Genomic DNA, 22,167 nt, shown 5'->3' on the forward strand with positions numbered 1-22,167 from the left:
TATCAAAAAAGAAAGGACGAAATTTGTCCTTTCTCGGTTTTAGCTTTTATTCAACCCACTACAGTTGACAAAGAGCCCTTTTTTTAAAAAAATAAAAAGATAGACCTGATAAAGTCCAGATCCATCTAATAAGTTATTTTCAAGTGACTAGTTCGCTCCAAACACTAACATTCGATATAGTAGAGGTTTCACCAGCTGGAACCCATTTGTTAGTTCCTAAGTATCTAACTTCTAGTTTACGAACATTTACTATGTAAGATGCTTTTAGCCTGATGTAACCATAAGTGTAGGGTGGTACGTTATGGGATACTGAGTGATTTAAACTAAGTCAAAATCCAGACTCAGGAGCAGAAAAGCTAACAGCTGCACTTAAAGTTAGGGTAGCTCCAGCTTTTCCACCATAAGCAGTTGAACTTAGAGATCCTGATGTAGCGCTGCTCTTATAAGAGTGAGAGGAGCTAGTTCTATAGTCTGCAACACCAGTTGCATTAGAACGAGTCTGATACGTAGATTTAGACTCTAAATAGGCGTCTCTAAGTTCAGTCGTATAAAATGACAATAACTCTCCTGTGTTGATATCTTTTACAACACGATTAGATACAATTTCATAATTTGTGCAAGGATAGACATCAGCAAAAACCGTAGATGTTGTGACTAAGAAAAATAGATTTGATAGAACAGAGAAAAACAATAATTTCAATTTAATCATAAAAAAATGTCTATTCTTCATGATCAAAAGATTATTTTTTCAATCCTTTGAAAGTCATAATGCAACCCGAAAGGATACTGAGAGTTCCTATAGGTCTCCAATATAGCTGCCAAAAGAATAAATTTATTCTTCCTTTCAGTGTCTCATCGGGTCCAGCATAATAGGGGTTGATGTGAAATAATAAAAAACCAAAACATAAAACTATGATTCCGGTTAAGAATAAAATGTCCTTATTTACTTTCCTCATAAAATCTCCTTTTATTTAATTTTAAGCGTTTTCTATTATTAGTATACGTCAAAAAAATAAAAAAACAAGTCTATTTATTTATTAATTTATATGGTATAATAAAATAGTTGGAGAGTTTTTTTACTACGAATCTTATGTAGTTTTACAAAAAAGAGGCTAGATAAAAACTCAATTTTAGGAGAAAATGAAGTAAAATTTCCCACAATAAAACGCATAATATCAAGGTTCAATACCTGATATTATGCGTTTTTGATTTTAAAGACTTTTTGCCCAGCCTCAATGAGGGCTTTATTTTACATAGAGTTCTTGATTTTTTAGGACAATTTCTCGTACACTTGCAAACTTCTTAAGTTTTTTGGTTTCTTCTGGATGAGTGACGAGAGTGATAACGTAACCTTCCTTGCCCATACGACCAGTACGGCCAGCACGGTGAGTGTAGGTTTCGCTATCTCTAGGAACATCAAAGTTTACGACACATTCGAGGCTATCGATATCAATTCCACGAGCCAGAAGGTCTGTTGCGAGAAGTAGGGTTAGTTGCTTGTCTTTAAACTTTTCTAAGATGACTTTTCTGAACTTGACATTGACATCACTAGCGAGGGAAACAGCCAAGATATCCCGATACTGTAGTTTTTCTTCTGCACTTCCAAGGTCTGATAGGCTGTTAAAGAAGACAAGACCTCGGAAATCCTCTACATGAGCCAGTTTTCGTAGCATATCCACTCGGTGACGTTGATCTACCTGCATGTAGAAGTGCTGGATGTTGTCCAATTTTTGGTCAGAGAGATCAATGGTACGTGTGTTAGGCGCAATCTTCTTTTGGTCAAACTTGGTTGTCGCACTCATATAGACAAGTTGGTGGTCACGAGGTGCGTAGTGAGTAATTTTCTCGACAAAGTGTATCTGAGAATCATCTAGTAATTGGTCGAATTCATCCAGGATGATGGTTTCCACATTCATCATCTTGATTTTTTTCAATTTAATCAGTTCAAAGATACGGCCAGGGGTTCCAATCAGAATTTCTGGTCCTTTTTTGAGTCGTTCAATTTGACGTTTTTGACTCGAACCTGATAAGAAGAGTTGGGTAGTTAAGCAGATAGCTTCAGCCCACGTTTTACATACATCAAAAATCTGTCCAGCAAGCTCAGTATTTGGTGCTAGAATCAAGAGTTGTTGGGCTTTTTTCTTTTGTAGTCTGAGAAGACTTGGTAGAAGGTAAGCTAGGGTCTTACCAGTTCCTGTTGGGCTCACTCCTAGGAGGTTTTCTCCAGCAAGAAGGGGCTCAAATAGTTGAGTTTGAATGGGGGTAAATTCTTGGAAACCGAGTTGGTCACTCAGTTCTTGCCACTCGGTCGGTAGTTTAGTTTTCATTTTCTGCCTCAAATCTAATGCCAGCAGTCTGGCGCATGGTATATAGTAGCTCATGAACTGAACTTGCATCTTCCAGCCAAGTTTGGTAGAGATTCAGATCTGGTTGCTGGATCATGTGTGCAAATGTAGCGACTTCCTCAGTCATCGTATGAGGAGCCTGTTGGATAGGGAGTTGGACTTGATTACCTTGATGGTCGGTAAAAATAGCCGAGCGAACATGCTCGATGGTATTGAGGATCAAGGTGCCATCTGTCGTATAAATCTCGCAAGGAAGATTGGAAGTGATGTTTTTCCCAGCCTTGATATGAACTTGAAAGTCAGGGTAGAGGAGGATTCCATCTCCATTTAAGTCAATGCTATTGTCAAGCTGTTGAGCCTGATAGGTCGCGTCTTGAGCTTTTCCAAAGAGACGAACGGCAGCGTAGAGAGGATAAATTCCCAAATCCATAAGCGCTCCACCAGCAAAACGGTCTGAAAAGACATTTGGTATCTCCCCAGCCAACAAGTTAGGCATTTTGGAAGAATACTTAGCATAGTTGAAATCTGCCCCTAAAATTTGCTTGTCTGCTAAAAAGTTTTTGATAGTTATAAAAGCTTTTTCATGGTAATTGCGAGCTGCTTCGAATATAAAACAGTGATTTTTCTCAGCTGTATGTCTCAAATCTAGCCATTCTTGTGGCTGAGTGACAGCTGGTTTTTCAAGAATGACGTGTTTACCTGCAGACAAGGCAGCTTTTGCCTGAGCAAAATGCAAGGAATTTGGACTGGCAATATAGACCACATCAAAGGAGCTCTTGAAGAAGTCTTCTAATTGATCAAAGAGTTGGATATCCTGATAGCGAGAAGCAAAGGTTGCCGCAGTTTCTAGTTTTCTAGAATAGACTGCGACCAGCTTGTATTCTCCACTGGTATGGGCTGCTTCTATGAAGTGGTGGCTGATAGCCCCTGTTCCGATGACACCTAATTTAAGCATAGTTACTCCTTTTCCAATTTCAAATCCTTCTTTCATTATAACATAGATAGACAGGACTATCCAACAGAGGGGAAAAAATTTCAAATAAGCTACTAGGTCTTTTCCAAAGAAAGTGGTACAATAATGAGATGAGTAAATGAAATGGGAGGGAAAATGAGGTTATTACCGATAAGAAAAATATCACGTCAGTCTAAGAGGCTAGCGCTTTTTTTGACTTTTTGTGCAGGTTATGTAGATGCCTATACGTTTATTGTGCGAGGGAACACTCTTGTAGCTGGACAAACTGGGAATGTCGTCTTTCTTTCAGTAGAATTAATCCAAAATAATGTTTCAGATGTTAGGGACAAGGTTCTCACCTTGCTAGCTTTTATGATGGGGGTCTTTTTATTAACTGTTTATAAGGAAAAATTGAGAATTGTGAAAAAACCGATTCTGTCACTGATTCCTTTGGCAATCTTATCAATCATTATTGGTTTTGTGCCGCAAACTGTGGATAATATCTATCTAGTACCACCCTTGGCCTTCTGTATGGGACTGGTGACAACTGCTTTTGGAGAAGTGTCGGGTATTGCCTATAATAACGCTTTTATGACAGGAAATATCAAGCGGACCATGCTGGCTTTTGGAGATTATTTCCGAACCAAGCACACACCTTTTTTGCGTGAAGGATTTATATTTGTTAGCCTGCTTAGTAGTTTTGTCCTTGGCGTTGTCTTTTCAGCCTATTTGACGATTTTCTATCATGAAAAGACTATTCTTGGTGTTCCTATTATGATGAGTATTTTTTACCTCAGTATGCTTTTTGCCTCGTGGCGGAAAAAAGTAAAAGAAAAAGCTTCATTTTAGGTGTTATTACTTGTAAGAAAATAGGAGATATGCTATACTTGAAGAGTTGACTATGCACGTTCCTGTGCAACCGCACGAACATCGTTGCTCGTCGTATAACAAATTTAAACTTCGTCATTGTCGCCTTGCCTAACATAAGTTATGCCTTCGGCTCAATTCCTAGTTTATTCTTTGTTATACTTAGAGCTCTTCTTTTAAGTGGTTCGTCCCACGATGCTAGGCGAGTCTTCACAAAAAATTCGGGGAAACCCATAAAAATCATAGGAGGTGCATAATGAGCACATACGCAATTATCAAAACTGGCGGAAAACAAGTTAAAGTTGAAGTTGGTCAAGCAGTTTACGTTGAAAAATTGAACGTTGAAGCTGGTCAAGAAGTTACTTTTAACGAAGTTGTTCTTGTTGGTGGTGAAAACACTGTTGTCGGAACTCCACTTGTTGCTGGAGCTACTGTAGTTGGAACTGTTGAAAAACAAGGAAAACAAAAGAAAGTTGTTACTTACAAGTACAAACCTAAAAAAGGTAGCCACCGTAAACAAGGTCACCGTCAACCATATACAAAAGTTGTCATCAACGCAATCAACGCTTAATTTTAAGGAGAACACATGATACAAGCAGTCTTTGAGAGAGCCGAAGATGGCGAGCTGAGGAGTGCGGAAATTACTGGACACGCCGAGAGTGGCGAATACGGCTTAGATGTCGTGTGTGCATCGGTTTCTACGCTTGCCATTAACTTTATCAATTCTATTGAGAAATTTGCAGGCTATGAACCAATCCTAGAATTAAACGAAGATGAAGGTGGCTATCTGATGGTTGAAATTCCAAAAGATCTTCCTTCACACCAGAGAGAAATGACCCAGTTATTCTTTGAATCATTTTTCTTAGGTATGGCAAACTTATCGGAGAACTCTTCTGAGTTCGTCCAAACCAGAGTTATCACAGAAAACTAACACGGAGGAAAACATTATGTTAAAAATGACTCTTAACAACTTGCAACTTTTCGCCCACAAAAAAGGTGGAGGTTCTACATCAAACGGACGTGATTCACAAGCGAAACGTCTTGGAGCTAAAGCAGCTGACGGACAAACTGTAACAGGTGGATCAATCCTTTACCGTCAACGTGGTACACACATCTACCCAGGTGTAAACGTTGGACGTGGTGGAGACGATACTTTGTTCGCTAAAGTTGAAGGCGTAGTACGCTTTGAACGTAAAGGACGCGATAAAAAACAAGTTTCTGTTTACCCAATCGCTAAATAAAAAGGTCCAGTGAACCTTTTTATCCCGAGCCTTGAAATATAAAGGCGAGGAAGCTAGAAGTAGCATAAACTAAGGCTTTCCGAGTTTTCGGAGAGCCTCTTTTTTTGTTTTGATACCCATGATTTTTTCGTTCTTAGTGTAGATGAATTTTATGAGTGACATTATTTTTCTTCGATGGAAAACTTCTAAAATATGGTATAATGAAAAGATAAAGAAGTTGGGGGTAGAAGATGAACATTCAACAATTACGCTATGTTGTTGCCATTGCCAATAGTGGTACTTTCCGTGAAGCTGCTGAAAAGATGTATGTAAGCCAGCCGAGTCTGTCTATTTCTGTTCGTGATTTGGAAAAAGAGTTGGGCTTTAAGATTTTCCGTCGGACCAGCTCAGGAACTTTCTTGACCCGTCGTGGTATGGAATTCTATGAAAAAGCGCAAGAATTGGTCAAGGGATTTGATATTTTTCAAAATCAGTATGCCAATCCTGAGGAAGAAAAGGATGAATTTTCCATTGCTAGTCAGCACTATGACTTCTTGCCACCAACCATTACGGCTTTTTCAGAGCGCTATCCTGACTATAAGAACTTTCGTATTTTTGAATCAACTACTGTTCAAATCTTAGACGAAGTAGCGCAAGGGCATAGTGAGATTGGGATTATCTACCTCAACAATCAAAATAAAAAGGGGATCATGCAACGGGTTGAAAAGCTAGGTCTGGAGGTCATTGAATTGATTCCCTTCCATACCCACATTTATCTCCGTGAGGGGCATCCTTTGGCTCAGAAAGAGGAATTGGTCATGGAAGATTTAGCGGATCTACCGACAGTTCGTTTTACGCAGGAAAAGGACGAGTACCTTTATTATTCGGAGAATTTTGTCGATACTAGTGCTAGCTCACAGATGTTTAATGTGACAGACCGTGCTACCTTGAATGGTATTTTGGAGCGGACGGACGCCTATGCAACAGGTTCCGGATTTTTAGATAGTGATAGTGTCAATGGCATTACAGTTATTCGTCTCAGGGATAACCTAGATAATCGCATGGTCTATGTTAAACGTGAAGAGGTGGAGCTTAGTCAAGCTGGGACTCTCTTCGTAGAAGTCATGCAAGAATATTTTGATCAAAAGAGGAAATCATGAAAAAAAGAGGAATAGTGGCAGTCATTGTACTGCTTTTGATTGCGCTGGATCAGTTAGTTAAATCCTATATCGTCCAGCAGATTCCACTGGGTGAAGTGCGCTCTTGGATTCCCAATTTTATTAGTTTGACCTACCTGCAAAATCGAGGGGCAGCCTTTTCTATCTTACAAGATCAGCAGTTCTTATTTGCTATTATTACACTGGTCGTTATGGTAGGTGCCATTTGGTATCTACATAAGCACATGGAGGACTCACTCTGGATGGTCTTGGGTTTGACCTTGATTATCGCAGGTGGTCTTGGAAATTTTATTGACAGGGTGAGTCAGGGCTTTGTTGTGGATATGTTTCACCTTGACTTTATCAACTTTGCAATTTTCAATGTGGCAGATAGCTATCTGACGGTTGGAGTGATTATTTTATTGATTGCAATGCTAAAAGAGGAAATAAATGGAAATTAAAATTGAAACTGGTGGCCTGCGTTTAGATAAGGCTTTGTCGGATTTGACAGAATTATCACGCAGTCTCGCGAATGAACAAATTAAATCAGGTCAGGTCTTGGTCAATGGCCAAGTCAAGAAAGCTAAATACACTGTCCAAGAGGGCGATATCGTCACTTACCATGTGCCAGAACCAGAGGTTTTAGAGTATGTGGCTGAGAATCTTCCACTAGAAATCATCTACCAAGATGAGGATGTGGCTGTCGTTAACAAACCTCAGGGGATGGTTGTGCATCCGAGTGCTGGTCATATTAGTGGAACTCTGGTAAATGCCCTTATGTATCATATTAAGGACTTGTCGGGTATCAATGGGGTTCTGCGTCCAGGAATTGTTCACCGTATTGATAAAGATACGTCAGGCCTTCTCATGATTGCTAAAAATGATGAGGCGCATATAGCGCTTGCCCAAGAACTCAAGGATAAAAAGTCTCTCCGCAAATATTGGGCGATTGTTCATGGAAATCTGCCTAATGATCGCGGTGTGATTGAAGCGCCGATTGGCCGTAGTGAAAAAGATCGTAAGAAACAGGCTGTGACTGCTAAAGGGAAGCCTGCAGTGACCCGTTTCCACGTCTTGGAACGTTTTGGTGATTACAGCTTGGTAGAGTTGCAACTGGAGACAGGACGCACTCATCAAATCCGTGTCCACATGGCTTATATCGGCCATCCAGTCGCTGGGGATGAAGTCTATGGCCCTCGCAAGACTCTGAAAGGGCATGGGCAATTTCTTCATGCCAAGACTTTAGGTTTTACTCATCCGAGAACAGGTGAGACCATGGAATTTTCAGCAGATATCCCAGAGATTTTTAAGGAAACCTTGGAGAGATTGAGAAAGTAAGAATGAAAGAGAAATTGATTAGTTTAGCACTTGCAAGCACTTTTTTAAGTTTATCATGGTATGGGAATGTTCAAGCTCAAGAAAGTTCAGGAAATAAAATCCACTTTATAAATGTTCATGAAGGTGGTAGTGATGCGATTATTCTTGAAAGCAATGGACATTTTGCCATGGTGGATACAGGAGAAGATTATGACTTTCCAGATGGAAGTGATTCTCGTTATCCATGGAGACAGGGTATCAATACCACTTATAAGCATGTTCTGACAGACCGTGTTTTTCGTCATTTGAAGGAATTGGGTGTCCAAAAGCTTGATTTTATTTTGGTTACCCATACTCACAGCGATCATATTGGAAATGTTGATGAATTACTGTCTACCTATCCAGTTGACCGAGTCTATCTTAAAAAATATAGTGATAATCGTATTACTAAGCCTGAACGTCTTTGGGATAATCTGTATGGCTATGATAAGGTTTTACAGACTGCCGCAGAAAAAGGTGTTTCAGTGATTCAAAACATCACACAAGGAGATGCTCATTTTCAGTTTGGGGACATGGATATTCAGCTCTATAATTATGAAAATGAATATGATGAGAATGGAAATCTTAAACCTGTTTGGGATGATAATTCCAATTCCTTGATTAGTGTAGTGAAAGTCAATGGCAAGAAAATTTACCTTGGGGGTGACTTAGATAATGTGCATGGAGCAGAAGACAAGTACGGTTCTCTTATTGGAAAAGTTGATTTGATGAAGTTTAACCATCATTTAGATACAAAAAATTCTAATACAAAAAATTTTATAAGAAATTTGTCTCCTGAGATAATTGTTCAAACTTCCTCCTCACCAATTGGTTCGTATGATAGCGGTCAAGAAATAGATAGGGAATATATTAGCTGGATTGAATCAATGGGAATTCAACATATAAACGCAGCCAGCAAAGACTATGATGCGACAGTTTTTGATATTCGACAAGATGGTTTTGTCAATATTTCAACTTCCTACAAGCATATTCCAAGTTTTCAAGCTGGTTGGCATAAGAGTGCTTATGGAAACTGGTGGTATCAAGCACCTGATTCTACAGGAGAGTATGCTGTCGGTTGGAATGAAATCAAGGGTGACTGGTATTACTTCAATCAAACGGGTATCTTGTTACAGAATCAATGGAAAAAATGGAACAATCGTTGGTTTTATTTGACAGACTCTGGTGCTGCTGCAAAAAATTGGAAGAAAATCGCTGGAATCTGGTATTATTTTAACAAAGAAAACCAGATGGAAATTGGTTGGATTCAAGATAAAGAACAGTGGTATTATTTGGATTTTGATGGCTCTATGAAGACAGGTTGGCTTCAATATAAGGGGCAATGGTATTATTTCGCTCAATCAGGGGAAATGAAAACGGGCTGGGTAAAAGATAAAGAAACCTGGTACTATATGGATTCTACTGGTACCATGAAGACAGGCGAGATAGAAGTTTCTGGTCATCATTACTATCTAGAAGAATCAGGAGCTATGAAGCAAGGCTGGCTTAAAAAGGCAAATGATTGGTATTTCTATAAGGAAGACGGTTCACGAGCTGTTGGTTGGATTAAAGACAAGGATAAATGGTACTTCTTGAAAGAAAATGGTCAATTACTTGTGAACGGTAAGACACCAGAAGGCTATACTGTTGATTCAAGTGGTGCCTGGTTAGTGGATGTTCCGGTAGAGAAATCTGCTACAACTAGAGATACAAGTAACTCAGAAATAAAAGAATCCAATGAAGTAGTGAAAAAAGATCTTGAAAATAAAGAAACGAGTCAACACGAAAGTATTACAAGTTCTTCAACTAGTCAAGATTTGACTTCTTCAACTTCACAAAGCACTGAAACAAGTGCAAATAAATCGGAATCAGAACAGCAGTAAAAAAGAAGGTTTTAGGGCCTTCTTTTTCCTATCAACTCTTTTCTATTTCCTGCCATTCATGTTATAATGGATAAATATGAAGAATCGGAGTGAGACTATGAAATTCAAACGGATTGTCTTTAAGGTGGGGACTTCTTCTCTGACGAATGAGGATGGAAGTTTATCACGTAGTAAGGTAAAGGCTATTACCCAGCAATTGGCTATGTTGCACGAAGCTGGTCATGAGTTGATTTTGGTGTCGTCGGGTGCCATTGCTGCTGGTTTTGGAGCCTTAGGATTTAAAAAGCGTCCGACTAAGATTGCTGATAAACAGGCCTCAGCAGCGGTAGGACAAGGGCTTTTGTTGGAAGAATACACGACCAACCTTCTCTTGCGCCAAATCGTTTCTGCACAAATCTTGCTGACCCAGGATGACTTTGTGGATAAGCGCCGTTATAAAAATGCCCATCAGGCTTTGTCAGTTCTACTTAGTCGTGGGGCAATTCCTATCATCAACGAGAATGACAGTGTCGTTATTGATGAGCTCAAGGTTGGGGACAATGACACTCTTAGTGCCCAGGTAGCGGCCATGGTCCAAGCAGACCTTTTAGTCCTCTTGACAGATGTGGACGGTCTATATACAGGAAATCCTAATTCAGATCCAAGAGCCAAACGCTTGGAGAAAATCGAGACTATCAATCGTGAGATTATTGATATGGCCGGTGGAGCAGGTTCGTCTAATGGTACAGGTGGCATGTTAACCAAAATCAAAGCTGCAACTATCGCGACGGAATCAGGAGTTCCTGTTTATATTTGCTCATCCTTGAAGTCAGATGCAATGATTGAGGCGGCTGAGGAGACCAAGGATGGTTCCTACTTTGTTGCGCAAGAGAAGGGACTTCGTACCCAGAAACAATGGCTGGCTTTTTATGCTCAGAGTCAAGGTTCTATTTGGGTAGATAAAGGAGCTGCAGAAGCTCTCTCTCAACATGGCAAGAGTCTCCTTTTATCTGGTGTTGTTGAAGCAGAAGGCGCCTTTTCTTACGGTGATATCGTGACAGTATTTGACAAGGAAAGTGGAAAATCACTTGGAAAAGGACGCGTGCAATTTGGAGCATCTGCTTTGGAGGATATGTTGCGTTCTCAAAAAGCCAAGGGTGTCTTGATTCATCGTGACGACTGGATTTCCATTACTCCTGAAATCCAACTACTCTTTACAGAATTTTAGAGGTAAACTATGGTAAGTACACAAGAACAATTTGAACAGGTACAGGCTGTTAAAAAATCGATCAACACAGCTAGTGAAGAGGTGAAAAACCAAGCCTTGTTAGCCATGGCTGATCACTTAGTGGCAGCTACAGAGGAGATTTTGGCGGCCAATGCCCTTGATATGGAAGCTGCTAAGGGTAAAATCTCAGATGTGATGCTGGATCGTCTTTATTTGGATGCAGGGCGTATAGAAGCAATGGCAACTGGGATTCGTGAAGTGGTTGCTTTACCAGATCCAATAGGTGAAGTTTTAGAAAAAAGTCATCTTGAAAATGGTTTGGTTATCACCAAAAAACGTGTAGCTATGGGGGTTATCGGTATTATCTATGAAAGCCGTCCAAATGTGACGTCTGACGCGGCTGCTTTGGCTCTCAAGAGTGGAAATGCGGTTGTTCTTCGTAGTGGGAAGGATGCCTATCAAACTGCCCATGCTATTGTCACAGCTTTGAAGAAGGGCTTGGAGACGACTACTATTCACCCAGATGTGATTCAACTGGTGGAAGATACCAGCCGTGAAAGTAGCTATGCCATGATGAAGGCCAAGGGCTATCTAGACCTTCTTATTCCTCGTGGAGGAGCTGGGTTGATCAATGCAGTGGTTGAAAACGCTATTGTACCAGTTATCGAGACAGGGACTGGGATTGTCCATGTCTATGTGGATAAGGATGCAGATGAAGACAAGGCTCTGTCTATCATCAACAATGCCAAAACCAGTCGTCCTTCTGTCTGCAATGCCATGGAGGTTTTGCTGGTTCATGAAGTCAAGGCAGCAAGCTTCCTTCCTCGCTTGGAGCAAGTGCTGGTTGAGAATCGAAAAGAAGCTGGGTTGGAACCAATTCAATTCCGCCTAGATAGCACAGCAAGTCAGTTTGTTTCAGGTCACGCAGCTGAAGCACAAGACTTTGACACCGAGTTTTTAGACTATGTCCTAGCTGTTAAGGTTGTGAGCAGTTTAGAAGAAGCGGTTGCCCATATTGAGGCTCACAGTACTCATCATTCGGACGCCATTGTGACGGAAAATGCTGAAGCTGCTGCTTACTTTACAGATCAAGTGGACTCTGCAGCGGTTTATGTTAATGCCTCAACTCGTTTTACCGATGGTGGCCAATTTGGTCTTGGTTGTGAAATGGGGATTTCTACTCAGAAATTGCACGCGCGTGGTCCAATGGGCTTGAAGGAGTTGACCAGCTACAAGTATGTGGTTACTGGTGACGGACAGATAAGGGAGTAAGAGATGAAGATTGGATTTATCGGTTTGGGGAATATGGGTGCTAGCTTGGCCAAGGCTGTTTTGCAGGCTAAGACGGGTGATGACCTTCTCCTTGCCAATCGTAGTCAAGCCAAGGTGGATGCTTTCATTGCTGACTTTGGCGGTCAGGCTTCCAGCAATGAAGAAATATTCGCAGAAGCAGATGTGATTTTTCTAGGAGTGAAGCCTGCTCAGTTCTCAGACTTGCTTTCTCAATATCAGACCATCCTTGAAAAACGAGAAAGTCTTCTTTTGATTTCCATGGCAGCTGGATTGACCTTGGAAAAACTGGCTAGTCTTCTTCCAAGTCAGCACCGAATTATTCGTATGATGCCTAATACCCCTGCTTCTATCGGACAAGGAGTGATTAGTTATGCCTTGTCTTCTAATTGCAGGGCTGAGGACAGTGAGCTCTTTTGTCAGCTTTTAACTAAGGCTGGTCTCTTGGTTGAACTGGGAGAAGGATTAATAGACGCGGCGACAGGTCTTGCAGGTTGTGGACCGGCCTTTGTCTATCTCTTTATTGAGGCCATGGCAGATGCAGGTGTTCAGACAGGATTACCAAGAGAAACGGCATTGAAAATGGCGGCTCAAACTGTGGTAGGAGCTGGTCAATTGGTCCTAGAAACCCAAGAGCATCCTGGGGTCTTGAAAGACCAAGTCTGTAGCCCAGGCGGTTCGACTATTGCAGGCGTAGCAAGCCTAGAAGCGCATGCTTTTCGAGGAACGGTCATGGATGCAGTTGGTCAAGCCTACAAACGAACACAAGAACTAGGTAAATAAGAGGTAGTTTTGTCTGCCTCTTTTATGGTGGCTGATACTCTTCGAAAATCTCTTCAAACTGCGTCAGCTTCCATCTGCAACCTCAAAACAGTGTTTTGAGCAACCTGCGGCTAGCTTCCTAGTTTGCTCTTTGATTTTCATTGAGTATTAAATGAGAAGACAAAAAAGATTGCCACAAACCCCCATTTTTTTGATAGAATAGAAGTAGTAAAAAAGAAATGAGTTAGACATGTCAAAAGGATTTTTAGTCTCTCTTGAGGGACCAGAGGGAGCAGGAAAGACCAGTGTTTTAGAGACTCTGCTACCAATTTTAGAGGAAAAAGGAGTAGAGGTGCTGACGACCCGTGAACCAGGAGGTGTCTTGATAGGAGAGAAGATTCGGGAAGTAATTTTGGATCCAAGTCATACTCAGATGGATGCGAAGACAGAGTTGCTTCTTTATATTGCTAGTCGCAGACAGCACTTGGTGGAAAAAGTTCTTCCAGCACTTGAAGCTGGCAAGTTGGTCATTATGGACCGCTTCATCGATAGTTCTCTTGCATATCAGGGATTTGGTCGTGGCTTGGATATTGACGCCATTGACTGGCTTAACCAGTTTGCGACAGATGGCCTTAAACCCGATTTGACACTCTATTTTGACATCGAGGTGGAAGAAGGACTAGCTCGCATTGCTGCTAATAGCAATCGTGAGGTCAATCGTTTGGACTTAGAAGGTTTGGACTTGCATAAAAAAGTTCGTAAAGGTTATCTTTCTCTCCTGGAAAAAGAAGGAAATCGCATTGTCAAGATTGATGCGAGTCTTCCATTGGAGCAAGTTGTGGAAACTACCAAGGCTGTCTTGTTTGATAGAATGGGATTAGCTAAATGAAACAAGATCAACTAAAGGCTTGGCAGCCAGACCAGTTTGACCGCTTTGTACGTATCCTAGAACAAGACCAGCTCAATCACGCCTATCTCTTTTCAGGTTTCTTTGGAAGCTTGGAAATGGCTCAATTTCTAGCTAAGAGCCTCTTTTGTACGGATAAAGTAGGTGTGTTGCCATGTGAGAAATGTCGGAATTGTAAGCTTATTGAACAGGGAGAATTTCCCGATGTTACCTTAATTAAGCCAGTCAATCAGGTCATCAAGACAGAACGCATTCGGGAATTGGTGGGCCAGTTTTCCCAAGCAGGGATTGAAAGTCAGCAACAGGTCTTTATTATCGAGCAAGCTGAGAAAATGCATCCTAATGCAGCCAATTCTCTGCTCAAGGTCATCGAAGAACCCCAGAGTGAGGTTTACATTTTCTTCTTGACCAGCGATGAGGAAAAGATCTTACCAACAATCCGCAGTCGGACGCAAATTTTTCACTTTAAAAAACAAGCAGAAAAACTCGTCCATCAATTAGAACAAGCAGGTCTGGTCAAGAAAAAAGCAACTCTTTTAGCCCAGTTTAGTCAATCGCGAGCTGAAGCAGAAAAGTTGGCAAATCAGGTAAGTTTTTGGACCTTGGTCGATGAAAGTGAACGCCTGATGACTTGGTTAGTGGCTAAGAAAAAAGAAAGTTATTTGCAAGTTGCCAAACTAGCTAGCTTGGCAGATGATAAGGAAAAACAAGATCAGGTTTTACGGATTCTTGAAGTTCTCTGTGGACAAGATATCCTACAAGCAAGAGTAAGGGTGATTCTACAAGATTTGCTAGAAGCTAGAAAAATGTGGCAAGCTAATGTCAGCTTTCAAAATGCCATGGAATATCTGGTATTAGAAGAAATATAAACTCATACTCTTCGAAAATCTCTTCAAACTACGTTAACGTCGCCTTGCCGTATAGATGTTACTGACTTCGTCAGTCTTATCCGGCAACCTCAAAGCAGTGCTTTGAGCAGCTTGCGGTTAGTTTCCTAGTTTGCTCTTTGATTTTCATTGAGTATTAAAAATGAACGATATAGAAAGGAAAGGGCTGTTTTATGGACAAAAAAGAATTATTTGACGCGCTGGATGATTTTTCCCAACAGTTATTGGTAACCTTAGCCGATGTGGAAGCCATCAAGAAAAATCTCAAGAGCCTAGTAGAGGAAAATACAGCTCTTCGCTTGGAAAATAGTAAGTTGCGCGAGCGCTTGGGTGAGGTGGAAGCAGACGCTCCCGTCAAGGCCAAGCATGTACGAGAAAGTGTTCGTCGCATTTATAAAGATGGTTTTCACGTTTGTAATGATTTTTATGGTCAACGTCGAGAGCAGGACGAGGAATGTATGTTCTGTGATGAGTTGTTATACAGGGAGTAGGCATGCAGATTCAAAAAAGTTTTAAGGGACAGTCTCCCTATGGCAAGCTGTATCTAGTGGCAACGCCGATTGGCAATCTAGATGATATGACTTTTCGAGCTATCCAGACCTTGAAAGAAGTGGATTGGATTGCTGCTGAAGACACGCGCAATACAGGGCTTTTGCTCAAGCATTTTGATATTTCCACCAAGCAGATCAGTTTTCATGAGCACAATGCCAAAGAAAAAATTCCTGATTTGATTGATTTCCTGAAAGCAGGACAAAGTATTGCTCAGGTATCCGATGCGGGTCTGCCTAGTATTTCTGACCCAGGGCATGATTTGGTTAAGGCTGCCATTGAGGAAGAAATTGCGGTTGTGACTGTTCCAGGTGCCTCTGCAGGAATTTCTGCCTTGATTGCCAGTGGTTTAGCGCCACAGCCACATATCTTTTATGGTTTTTTACCCAGAAAGTCAGGCCAGCAAAAGCAATTTTTTGACTCGAAAAAAGATTATCCTGAAACACAAATTTTCTATGAATCGCCTCATCGTGTAGCAGATACGTTGGAAAATATGTTGGAAGTCTATGGTGACCGCTCGGTCGTCTTGGTCAGGGAATTGACCAAAATCTATGAAGAATACCAAAGAGGTACAATTTCTGAGTTGTTAGAAAGCGTCTCTGAAACACCACTTAAGGGAGAATGCCTTCTCATTGTTGAAGGCGCCAGCCAAGATGTGGAGGAAAAAGACGAGGAGGACTTGTTTTCAGAAATCCAAGCCCGCATCCAGCAAGGCATGAAGAAAAATCAAGCTATCAAGGAAATAGCTAAGATTTACCAGTGGAATAAGAGTCAACTCTATGCTGCCTACCATGAATGGGAAGAAAAACAAGAAAATGACTAAACAGGGAAGTTTGCCTTCTTCCCTTTTTTTGTTATACTAGTAGAAGAAAAAAATAGAAAGATTTGTGGGTGTTAAACAAGCCAGTGCCTTGTTTTGATATGAACTTAGGTTCCACCCAAAGAGGTATTAGTGTCGTGTCTCAATCTTATATCAATGTTATCGGTGCTGGTTTGGCAGGTTCTGAAGCAGCCTACCAAATCGCAGAGCGTGGTATTCCAGTTAAACTTTATGAAATGCGTGGTGTCAAGTCAACACCCCAGCACAAAACAGACAATTTTGCTGAGTTAGTTTGTTCTAATTCCCTTCGTGGGGATGCTTTGACAAATGCTGTCGGGCTTCTCAAGGAAGAAATGCGTCGCTTGGGTTCTGTTATTTTGGAATCTGCTGAGGCTACACGTGTTCCCGCTGGAGGAGCCCTTGCGGTGGACCGTGATGGTTTCTCCCAAATGGTGACCGAAAAAGTGGCCAACCACCCCTTGATTGAAGTGGTTCGTGATGAAATTACAGAATTGCCGACAGATGTTATTACAGTTGTGGCGACTGGTCCCTTGACTAGTGATGCCCTGGCTGAAAATATTCATGCCCTTAATGATGGCGATGGCTTCTATTTCTACGATGCGGCAGCGCCGATTATCGATGTCAACACTATCGATATGAGCAAGGTTTATCTCAAATCTCGTTATGATAAGGGAGAAGCCGCTTATCTCAACGCGCCCATGACCAAGCAAGAGTTTATGGATTTCCATGAAGCCTTAGTCAATGCAGAAGAAGCACCGCTTAATTCTTTCGAAAAAGAAAAGTACTTTGAAGGATGTATGCCAATCGAAGTTATGGCCAAACGTGGCATTAAAACTATGCTTTATGGTCCTATGAAACCAGTCGGTTTGGAGTATCCAGACGACTACACAGGACCTCGTGATGGAGAATTCAAAACCCCTTATGCGGTGGTTCAGCTTCGTCAGGATAATGCAGCTGGTAGCCTATACAATATTGTTGGTTTCCAGACCCACCTCAAATGGGGAGAACAAAAGCGTGTCTTCCAAATGATTCCAGGTCTTGAAAATGCTGAATTTGTTCGTTATGGTGTTATGCACCGCAATTCTTACATGGATTCACCAAATCTTCTTGAACAGACTTACCGTTCTAAGAAACAACCAAATCTCTTCTTTGCTGGTCAGATGACGGGTGTGGAAGGCTATGTTGAATCAGCAGCATCAGGTTTAGTTGCAGGTGTTAACGCTGCTCGACTCTTCAAGGGAGAAAGCGAGGCTATTTTCCCAGAAACAACAGCGATTGGAAGCTTAGCTCATTACATCACCCATGCGGACAGCAAACATTTCCAACCAATGAATGTCAATTTCGGAATTATCAAGGAGTTGGAAGGCGAACGTATCCGTGATAAGAAGGCTCGTTATGAAAAAATTGCAGAGCGTGCCCTTAGTGACTTAGAGGAATTTTTAACAGTCTAATTTTTTTGAAAGAATTGCTCATGATACTATAAAAATCTTAGAAATTGTGATAAAATAGGTAGGATAAAAAAAGGAGAGTGAAAATGGCGAATCCCAAGTATAAACGTATTTTAATCAAGTTATCAGGTGAAGCCCTTGCCGGTGAACGTGGCGTAGGGATTGATATCCAAACAGTTCAAACAATCGCAAAAGAGATTCAAGAAGTTCATAGCTTAGGTATCGAAATTGCCCTTGTTATTGGTGGAGGAAATCTTTGGCGTGGAGAACCTGCAGCAGAAGCAGGTATGGATCGCGTTCAGGCAGATTACACAGGAATGCTTGGGACTGTTATGAATGCTCTTGTGATGGCAGATTCATTGCAACAAGTTGGGGTTGATACACGTGTTCAAACAGCTATTGCCATGCAACAAGTGGCAGAGCCTTATGTCCGTGGACGTGCCCTTCGTCACCTTGAAAAAGGCCGTATCGTTATCTTTGGTGCCGGAATTGGTTCACCTTACTTCTCAACAGATACAACAGCGGCCCTTCGTGCAGCTGAAATCGAAGCAGATGCTATTCTTATGGCTAAAAACGGTGTCGATGGTGTTTACAATGCCGATCCTAAGAAAGACAAGACAGCCGTTAAGTTTGAAGAATTGACCCACCGTGACGTTATCAATAAAGGTCTTCGTATCATGGACTCAACAGCTTCAACCCTCTCAATGGATAACGACATTGACTTGGTTGTCTTCAACATGAACCAACCAGGCAACATCAAACGTGTCGTATTTGGTGAAAATATCGGAACAACAGTTTCAAATAATATCGAAGAAAAGGAATAAGAAAGAATATGGCTAACGCAATTATTGAAAAAGCTAAAGAGAGAATGACCCAGTCTCACCAATCACTTGCTCGTGAATTTGGTGGTATCCGTGCTGGCCGTGCCAATGCAAGCTTGCTTGACCGTGTACATGTAGAATACTATGGAGTAGAAACTCCTCTTAACCAAATCGCTTCAATTACGATTCCAGAAGCGCGTGTTTTGTTGGTAACACCATTTGACAAGTCTTCATTGAAAGACATCGAACGTGCTTTGAACGCTTCTGATCTTGGTATCACACCAGCTAACGACGGTTCTGTGATTCGTTTGGTTATCCCTGCTCTCACAGAAGAAACTCGTCGTGACCTTGCTAAAGAAGTGAAGAAGGTTGGCGAAAATGCAAAAGTGGCTGTCCGCAATATCCGTCGCGATGCTATGGACGAAGCTAAGAAACAAGAAAAAGCAAAAGAAATCACTGAAGACGAATTGAAGACTCTTGAAAAAGACATTCAAAAAGTAACAGACGATGCTGTCAAACACATCGACGACATGACTGCCAACAAAGAGAAAGAACTTTTGGAAGTCTAAAAATAAACAGAAAAACTCAGTTGGCATTGCTGGCTGAGTTTTATTCGAAAGAAGGAAATATGAATACAAATCTTGCAAGTTTTATCGTTGGACTGATCATCGATGAAAACGACCGTTTTTACTTTGTGCAAAAGGATGGTCAAACCTATGCTCTTGCTAAGGAAGAAGGTCAACATACAGTAGGGGATACGGTCAAAGGTTTTGCATACACGGATATGAAGCAAAAACTCCGCCTGACAACCATAGAAGTGACTGCCACTCAGGACCAATTTGGTTGGGGAACTGTAACGGAAGTTCGTAAAGACTTGGGTGTCTTTGTGGATACAGGCCTTCCTGACAAGGAAATCGTTGTGTCACTCGATATTCTACCTGAGCTTAAGGAACTTTGGCCTAAGAAGGGCGACCAACTCTACATCCGTCTTGAAGTGGACAAGAAAGACCGTATCTGGGGACTCTTGGCTTATCAAGAAGACTTCCAACGTCTGGCTCGTCCTGCCTACAACAACATGCAGAATCAAAACTGGCCAGCCATTGTTTACCGCCTCAAGCTGTCAGGAACTTTTGTTTACCTGCCAGAAAATAACATGCTTGGTTTTATCCATCCTAGTGAGCGCTACGCAGAACCACGTTTGGGGCAAGTTCTAGATGCGCGTGTCATTGGTTTCCGTGAAGTGGACCGCACTCTGAACCTCTCCCTCAAACCACGTTCTTTTGAGATGTTGGAAAATGATGCCCAGATGATTTTGACTTACTTGGAAAGCAATGGCGGTTTCATGACCTTAAACGATAAGTCATCCCCTGAGGACATCAAGGCAACCTTTGGCATTTCTAAAGGTCAGTTTAAGAAAGCACTCGGTGGCTTGATGAAGGCTGGCAAAATCAAGCAAGACCAGTTTGGGACTGAATTGATTTAGGGAGACTTATGAGAAAATCATTTTACACTTGGCTCATGACTGAGCGCAATCCTAAAAGTAACAGTCCCAAGGCTATCTTGGCAGATCTAGCCTTTGAAGAGTCAGCCTTCCCAAAACACACAGATGATTTTGATGAGGTGAGTCGCTTTTTGGAAGAGCATGCCAGTTTCTCTTTCAACCTAGGTGACTTTGATGCCATCTGGCAAGAATACATAGAACACTAGCATTTATTCACTGGGTTTGGGCTAGTAATTTCTCCATCCCTTTGCTATAATAAAAAGAAATAAAAGGATTAGAGAGGTTCTTTATTTGAAGGAACATTCAATTGACATTCAACTGAGTCATCCAGATGACCTGTTTCATCTTTTTGGTTCCAATGAACGCCATCTTCGTTTGATGGAAGAAGAGCTTGATGTGGTGATTCATGCTCGTACGGAGATTGTGCAGGTTTTGGGAGAAGAGGCTACCTGTGAGGAAGCTCGTCAGGTTATTCAGGCTTTGATGGTCTTGGTCAATCGGGGAATGACCGTTGGCACGCCAGATGTGGTGACTGCGATTAGCATGGTCAAAAACGATGAAATTGACAAGTTTGTCGCCCTTTACGAAGAAGAAATCATTAAGGATAATACTGGGAAGCCTATCCGTGTTAAAACATTGGGTCAAAAACTGTATGTTGACAGTGTCAAACAGCACGATGTGACCTTTGGAATTGGGCCTGCAGGGACAGGGAAAACCTTTCTCGCAGTGACCTTGGCAGTGACAGCCCTTAAACGTGGGCAAGTCAAGCGGATTATCCTAACTCGTCCAGCAGTTGAGGCAGGAGAGAGTCTTGGATTTCTTCCGGGTGATCTCAAGGAGAAGGTGGATCCTTACCTTCGACCTGTTTACGATGCCTTGTACCAGATTCTGGGGAAAGACCAAACAACTCGTCTTATGGAGCGTGAAATTATCGAGATTGCGCCCCTTGCCTATATGCGTGGACGGACCTTGGATGATGCCTTTGTCATTCTCGATGAGGCGCAAAATACAACCATCATGCAGATGAAGATGTTCTTGACGCGTTTAGGCTTTAATTCTAAGATGATTGTCAATGGAGATATTAGTCAGATTGACTTGCCACGTAATGTCAAGTCTGGTTTGATTGATGCTCAAGAGAAACTCAAGAATATTCACCAGATTGACTTTGTTCATTTTTCAGCCAAGGATGTGGTTCGCCATCCAGTTGTCGCTCAAATTATCCGAGCCTATGAACCATCTCCAGTTAAAAAAGAAGAGAGTGAAGAATTAGAGCCTCAACCTCTATCTGAAGGATAGTTCTTTTGTACTTAAAGTTATCTCAATGCTAAATCTATAGTTGATTGAAGCTAGAATAGTACGTTGTGACTACTAAAACATTTCTAGAAATTAATTTGACTTTCCTGATTGATTTGTTTATATCTTATTTCAATCTACTATAAGTTTGCTTTTTAAATGTTTTATTCAATATCCTTGTATGAGATTAGAAACTTTTCAAGTGGTGGAATCCTATGGAATCAATCTTTTTAAAACTATCCCAGTATCCAATAATGGAGACTGAGCGTTTATTGCTTAGACCTGTAACTTTGGATGATGCGGAAGCAATGTTTGACTATTCCTCGGACAAGGATAATACACGTTACACTTTTCCCACCAATCAAAGCTTGGAAGAAACCAAGAATAATATTGCTCAGTTCTACTTGGCCAATCCCTTAGGACGTTGGGGAATAGAACTAAAAAGCAATGGCAAATTTATCGGAACCATTGATTTGCACAAGATTGATCCTGTTCTTAAGAAGGCAGCTATTGGTTACATTATCAATAAAAAATATTGGAATCAAGGTTTGACGACAGAAGCCAATCGTGCCGTGATTGAGCTTGCTTTTGAGAAGGTTGGAATGAACAAGTTGACCGCCCTTCACGATAAGGACAATCCTGCATCTGGAAAGGTCATGGAGAAATCAGGCATGCGTTTTTCCCATGCAGAACCATATGCTTGTATGGACCAGCATGAAGAAGGCCGAATCGTTACAAGAGTTCATTATGTCTTGACCAAGGAAGACTATTTTGCAAATAAATAAGCAGTTGAAAAGAAATTTTGGCTCTTTGTCAACTGTAGTGGGTTGAAGAAAAGCTAAGCTCTAGAAAGGACAGATTTAGTCCTTTCTTTTTTGATA

The 22,167-nt window shown here is 41.3% G+C and carries 25 protein-coding genes and 1 pseudogene; 22 read left to right on the top strand and 4 right to left on the bottom strand.

Annotated features, from left to right (window positions below):
• Positions 1-328 precede the first annotated feature (328 nt).
• The 3 genes from QP439_RS07765 to QP439_RS07775 form a co-directional block, all read right to left on the bottom strand.
• A complete protein-coding gene (locus tag QP439_RS07765; RefSeq protein ID WP_223330095.1) occupies positions 329-709 on the bottom strand; it encodes a hypothetical protein in 381 nt (126 codons plus the stop codon).
• Positions 710-1,244: 535 nt separating this feature from the next.
• The gene (locus tag QP439_RS07770) at positions 1,245-2,327 is read right to left on the bottom strand and encodes a DEAD/DEAH box helicase (protein WP_285389213.1); all 1,083 of its coding nucleotides are present in this window, start codon (positions 2,325-2,327) and stop codon (positions 1,245-1,247) included.
• On the bottom strand, positions 2,317-3,300 hold the full coding sequence (locus tag QP439_RS07775) for a Gfo/Idh/MocA family protein (protein ID WP_285389216.1): 984 nt from the start codon (positions 3,298-3,300) through the stop codon (positions 2,317-2,319). The genes QP439_RS07770 and QP439_RS07775 overlap by 11 nt, the downstream gene beginning before the upstream one ends.
• Positions 3,301-3,453: 153 nt before the next feature.
• Here QP439_RS07775 and QP439_RS07780 point away from each other — a divergent pair, with 153 nt between their 5' ends.
• From QP439_RS07780 to rpmA, 4 genes are all read left to right on the top strand, one after another.
• Positions 3,454-4,146 carry a YoaK family protein gene (locus QP439_RS07780; RefSeq protein WP_261445244.1) on the top strand — a complete coding sequence of 231 codons (693 nt, stop codon included), beginning with the start codon at positions 3,454-3,456 and terminating at the stop codon, positions 4,144-4,146.
• A gap of 274 nt (positions 4,147-4,420) precedes the next feature.
• Positions 4,421-4,735, top strand: coding sequence for a 50S ribosomal protein L21 (rplU, locus tag QP439_RS07785; RefSeq protein WP_000109141.1), 315 nt, complete (start codon positions 4,421-4,423; stop codon positions 4,733-4,735).
• 15 nt (positions 4,736-4,750) lie between these two features.
• Positions 4,751-5,095, top strand: coding sequence for a ribosomal-processing cysteine protease Prp (locus QP439_RS07790; protein ID WP_000613699.1), 345 nt, complete (start codon positions 4,751-4,753; stop codon positions 5,093-5,095).
• Between the two features lie 16 nt (positions 5,096-5,111).
• Complete coding sequence (gene rpmA / locus QP439_RS07795) at positions 5,112-5,405, top strand: 50S ribosomal protein L27 (RefSeq protein ID WP_000916509.1); 294 nt, start codon at positions 5,112-5,114, stop codon at positions 5,403-5,405.
• Between the two features lie 166 nt (positions 5,406-5,571).
• Here rpmA and QP439_RS07800 read toward each other — a convergent pair.
• A pseudogene (locus tag QP439_RS07800) lies at positions 5,572-5,643 on the bottom strand (AraC family transcriptional regulator); the annotation flags it as partial.
• Between QP439_RS07800 and QP439_RS07805 the strand changes: the two are divergent.
• The 18 genes from QP439_RS07805 to QP439_RS07890 all read left to right on the top strand — a co-directional run bounded on the left by QP439_RS07805 (position 5,636) and on the right by QP439_RS07890 (position 22,071).
• The gene (locus tag QP439_RS07805; RefSeq protein ID WP_261018754.1) at positions 5,636-6,544 is read left to right on the top strand and encodes a LysR family transcriptional regulator; all 909 of its coding nucleotides are present in this window, start codon (positions 5,636-5,638) and stop codon (positions 6,542-6,544) included. The pseudogene QP439_RS07800 and the gene QP439_RS07805 sit on opposite strands and share 8 nt — an antisense overlap.
• Complete coding sequence (lspA, locus tag QP439_RS07810) at positions 6,541-7,002, top strand: signal peptidase II (RefSeq protein WP_143952208.1); 462 nt, start codon at positions 6,541-6,543, stop codon at positions 7,000-7,002. The genes QP439_RS07805 and lspA overlap by 4 nt, the downstream gene beginning before the upstream one ends.
• Entirely contained in the window at positions 6,992-7,879 is an 888-nt protein-coding gene (locus tag QP439_RS07815; RefSeq protein WP_285389245.1) for an RluA family pseudouridine synthase, read from the top strand. Before lspA ends, QP439_RS07815 begins: the two co-directional genes overlap by 11 nt.
• 2 nt (positions 7,880-7,881) lie before the next feature.
• Complete coding sequence (locus tag QP439_RS07820) at positions 7,882-9,780, top strand: MBL fold metallo-hydrolase (protein ID WP_285389247.1); 1,899 nt, start codon at positions 7,882-7,884, stop codon at positions 9,778-9,780.
• Positions 9,781-9,877: 97 nt separating this feature from the next.
• Positions 9,878-10,987, top strand: coding sequence for a glutamate 5-kinase (gene proB / locus QP439_RS07825; RefSeq protein WP_265473245.1), 1,110 nt, complete (start codon positions 9,878-9,880; stop codon positions 10,985-10,987).
• Between the two features lie 9 nt (positions 10,988-10,996).
• Positions 10,997-12,259: a glutamate-5-semialdehyde dehydrogenase gene (locus tag QP439_RS07830; RefSeq protein ID WP_285389249.1), complete on the top strand. Its 1,263-nt coding sequence runs from the start codon at positions 10,997-10,999 to the stop codon at positions 12,257-12,259.
• 3 nt (positions 12,260-12,262) lie between these two features.
• Positions 12,263-13,060: a pyrroline-5-carboxylate reductase gene (gene proC, locus QP439_RS07835; protein ID WP_285389252.1), complete on the top strand. Its 798-nt coding sequence runs from the start codon at positions 12,263-12,265 to the stop codon at positions 13,058-13,060.
• Positions 13,061-13,289: 229 nt separating this feature from the next.
• The gene (gene tmk / locus QP439_RS07840) at positions 13,290-13,928 is read left to right on the top strand and encodes a dTMP kinase (RefSeq protein WP_285389255.1); all 639 of its coding nucleotides are present in this window, start codon (positions 13,290-13,292) and stop codon (positions 13,926-13,928) included.
• Positions 13,925-14,815, top strand: a complete 891-nt coding sequence (locus QP439_RS07845; RefSeq protein WP_285389257.1) for a DNA polymerase III subunit delta' — start codon at positions 13,925-13,927, stop codon at positions 14,813-14,815. Before tmk ends, QP439_RS07845 begins: the two co-directional genes overlap by 4 nt.
• Before the next feature lie 191 nt (positions 14,816-15,006).
• Entirely contained in the window at positions 15,007-15,324 is a 318-nt protein-coding gene (gene yabA, locus QP439_RS07850) for a DNA replication initiation control protein YabA (protein ID WP_000358227.1), read from the top strand.
• A 2-nt stretch (positions 15,325-15,326) separates the two neighbouring features.
• Positions 15,327-16,205 (top strand): 16S rRNA (cytidine(1402)-2'-O)-methyltransferase, encoded by an 879-nt coding sequence (gene rsmI / locus QP439_RS07855; RefSeq protein WP_285389261.1) that lies wholly within the window; start codon positions 15,327-15,329, stop codon positions 16,203-16,205.
• 134 nt (positions 16,206-16,339) lie between these two features.
• Entirely contained in the window at positions 16,340-17,674 is a 1,335-nt protein-coding gene (gene trmFO / locus QP439_RS07860; protein ID WP_285389264.1) for a methylenetetrahydrofolate--tRNA-(uracil(54)-C(5))-methyltransferase (FADH(2)-oxidizing) TrmFO, read from the top strand.
• Positions 17,675-17,757: 83 nt separating this feature from the next.
• On the top strand, positions 17,758-18,495 hold the full coding sequence (gene pyrH / locus QP439_RS07865) for a UMP kinase (RefSeq protein ID WP_000002996.1): 738 nt from the start codon (positions 17,758-17,760) through the stop codon (positions 18,493-18,495).
• Positions 18,496-18,503: 8 nt separating this feature from the next.
• The gene (frr, locus tag QP439_RS07870) at positions 18,504-19,061 is read left to right on the top strand and encodes a ribosome recycling factor (RefSeq protein WP_001262225.1); all 558 of its coding nucleotides are present in this window, start codon (positions 18,504-18,506) and stop codon (positions 19,059-19,061) included.
• A 59-nt stretch (positions 19,062-19,120) separates the two neighbouring features.
• Positions 19,121-19,975: an RNA-binding virulence regulatory protein CvfB gene (cvfB, locus tag QP439_RS07875; protein ID WP_045606314.1), complete on the top strand. Its 855-nt coding sequence runs from the start codon at positions 19,121-19,123 to the stop codon at positions 19,973-19,975.
• A gap of 8 nt (positions 19,976-19,983) precedes the next feature.
• Complete coding sequence (locus QP439_RS07880) at positions 19,984-20,199, top strand: YozE family protein (RefSeq protein WP_001232083.1); 216 nt, start codon at positions 19,984-19,986, stop codon at positions 20,197-20,199.
• Positions 20,200-20,284: 85 nt separating this feature from the next.
• Entirely contained in the window at positions 20,285-21,289 is a 1,005-nt protein-coding gene (locus tag QP439_RS07885) for a PhoH family protein (RefSeq protein ID WP_261039278.1), read from the top strand.
• A 212-nt stretch (positions 21,290-21,501) separates the two neighbouring features.
• Positions 21,502-22,071: a GNAT family N-acetyltransferase gene (locus QP439_RS07890; RefSeq protein ID WP_084927565.1), complete on the top strand. Its 570-nt coding sequence runs from the start codon at positions 21,502-21,504 to the stop codon at positions 22,069-22,071.
• Positions 22,072-22,167 lie beyond the last annotated feature (96 nt).

Origin of the sequence: Streptococcus sp. UMB1203 (assembly GCF_030217725.1) — a bacterium.
GTDB lineage: Bacteria > Bacillota > Bacilli > Lactobacillales > Streptococcaceae > Streptococcus.

Bases quoted from the DNA above. Each gene is read 5' to 3' on its own strand.
- QP439_RS07765 (WP_223330095.1), bottom strand. From the start codon at position 709: ATGATTAAATTGAAATTATTGTTTTTCTCTGTTCTATCAAATCTATTT.
- QP439_RS07770 (WP_285389213.1), bottom strand. From the start codon at position 2,327: ATGAAAACTAAACTACCGACCGAGTGGCAAGAACTGAGTGACCAACTC.
- QP439_RS07775 (WP_285389216.1), bottom strand. From the start codon at position 3,300: ATGCTTAAATTAGGTGTCATCGGAACAGGGGCTATCAGCCACCACTTC.
- QP439_RS07780 (WP_261445244.1), top strand. From the start codon at position 3,454: ATGAGGTTATTACCGATAAGAAAAATATCACGTCAGTCTAAGAGGCTA.
- rplU (WP_000109141.1), top strand. From the start codon at position 4,421: ATGAGCACATACGCAATTATCAAAACTGGCGGAAAACAAGTTAAAGTT.
- QP439_RS07790 (WP_000613699.1), top strand. From the start codon at position 4,751: ATGATACAAGCAGTCTTTGAGAGAGCCGAAGATGGCGAGCTGAGGAGT.
- rpmA (WP_000916509.1), top strand. From the start codon at position 5,112: ATGTTAAAAATGACTCTTAACAACTTGCAACTTTTCGCCCACAAAAAA.
- QP439_RS07805 (WP_261018754.1), top strand. From the start codon at position 5,636: ATGAACATTCAACAATTACGCTATGTTGTTGCCATTGCCAATAGTGGT.
- lspA (WP_143952208.1), top strand. From the start codon at position 6,541: ATGAAAAAAAGAGGAATAGTGGCAGTCATTGTACTGCTTTTGATTGCG.
- QP439_RS07815 (WP_285389245.1), top strand. From the start codon at position 6,992: ATGGAAATTAAAATTGAAACTGGTGGCCTGCGTTTAGATAAGGCTTTG.
- QP439_RS07820 (WP_285389247.1), top strand. From the start codon at position 7,882: ATGAAAGAGAAATTGATTAGTTTAGCACTTGCAAGCACTTTTTTAAGT.
- proB (WP_265473245.1), top strand. From the start codon at position 9,878: ATGAAATTCAAACGGATTGTCTTTAAGGTGGGGACTTCTTCTCTGACG.
- QP439_RS07830 (WP_285389249.1), top strand. From the start codon at position 10,997: ATGGTAAGTACACAAGAACAATTTGAACAGGTACAGGCTGTTAAAAAA.
- proC (WP_285389252.1), top strand. From the start codon at position 12,263: ATGAAGATTGGATTTATCGGTTTGGGGAATATGGGTGCTAGCTTGGCC.
- tmk (WP_285389255.1), top strand. From the start codon at position 13,290: ATGTCAAAAGGATTTTTAGTCTCTCTTGAGGGACCAGAGGGAGCAGGA.
- QP439_RS07845 (WP_285389257.1), top strand. From the start codon at position 13,925: ATGAAACAAGATCAACTAAAGGCTTGGCAGCCAGACCAGTTTGACCGC.
- yabA (WP_000358227.1), top strand. From the start codon at position 15,007: ATGGACAAAAAAGAATTATTTGACGCGCTGGATGATTTTTCCCAACAG.
- rsmI (WP_285389261.1), top strand. From the start codon at position 15,327: ATGCAGATTCAAAAAAGTTTTAAGGGACAGTCTCCCTATGGCAAGCTG.
- pyrH (WP_000002996.1), top strand. From the start codon at position 17,758: ATGGCGAATCCCAAGTATAAACGTATTTTAATCAAGTTATCAGGTGAA.
- frr (WP_001262225.1), top strand. From the start codon at position 18,504: ATGGCTAACGCAATTATTGAAAAAGCTAAAGAGAGAATGACCCAGTCT.
- cvfB (WP_045606314.1), top strand. From the start codon at position 19,121: ATGAATACAAATCTTGCAAGTTTTATCGTTGGACTGATCATCGATGAA.
- QP439_RS07880 (WP_001232083.1), top strand. From the start codon at position 19,984: ATGAGAAAATCATTTTACACTTGGCTCATGACTGAGCGCAATCCTAAA.
- QP439_RS07890 (WP_084927565.1), top strand. From the start codon at position 21,502: ATGGAATCAATCTTTTTAAAACTATCCCAGTATCCAATAATGGAGACT.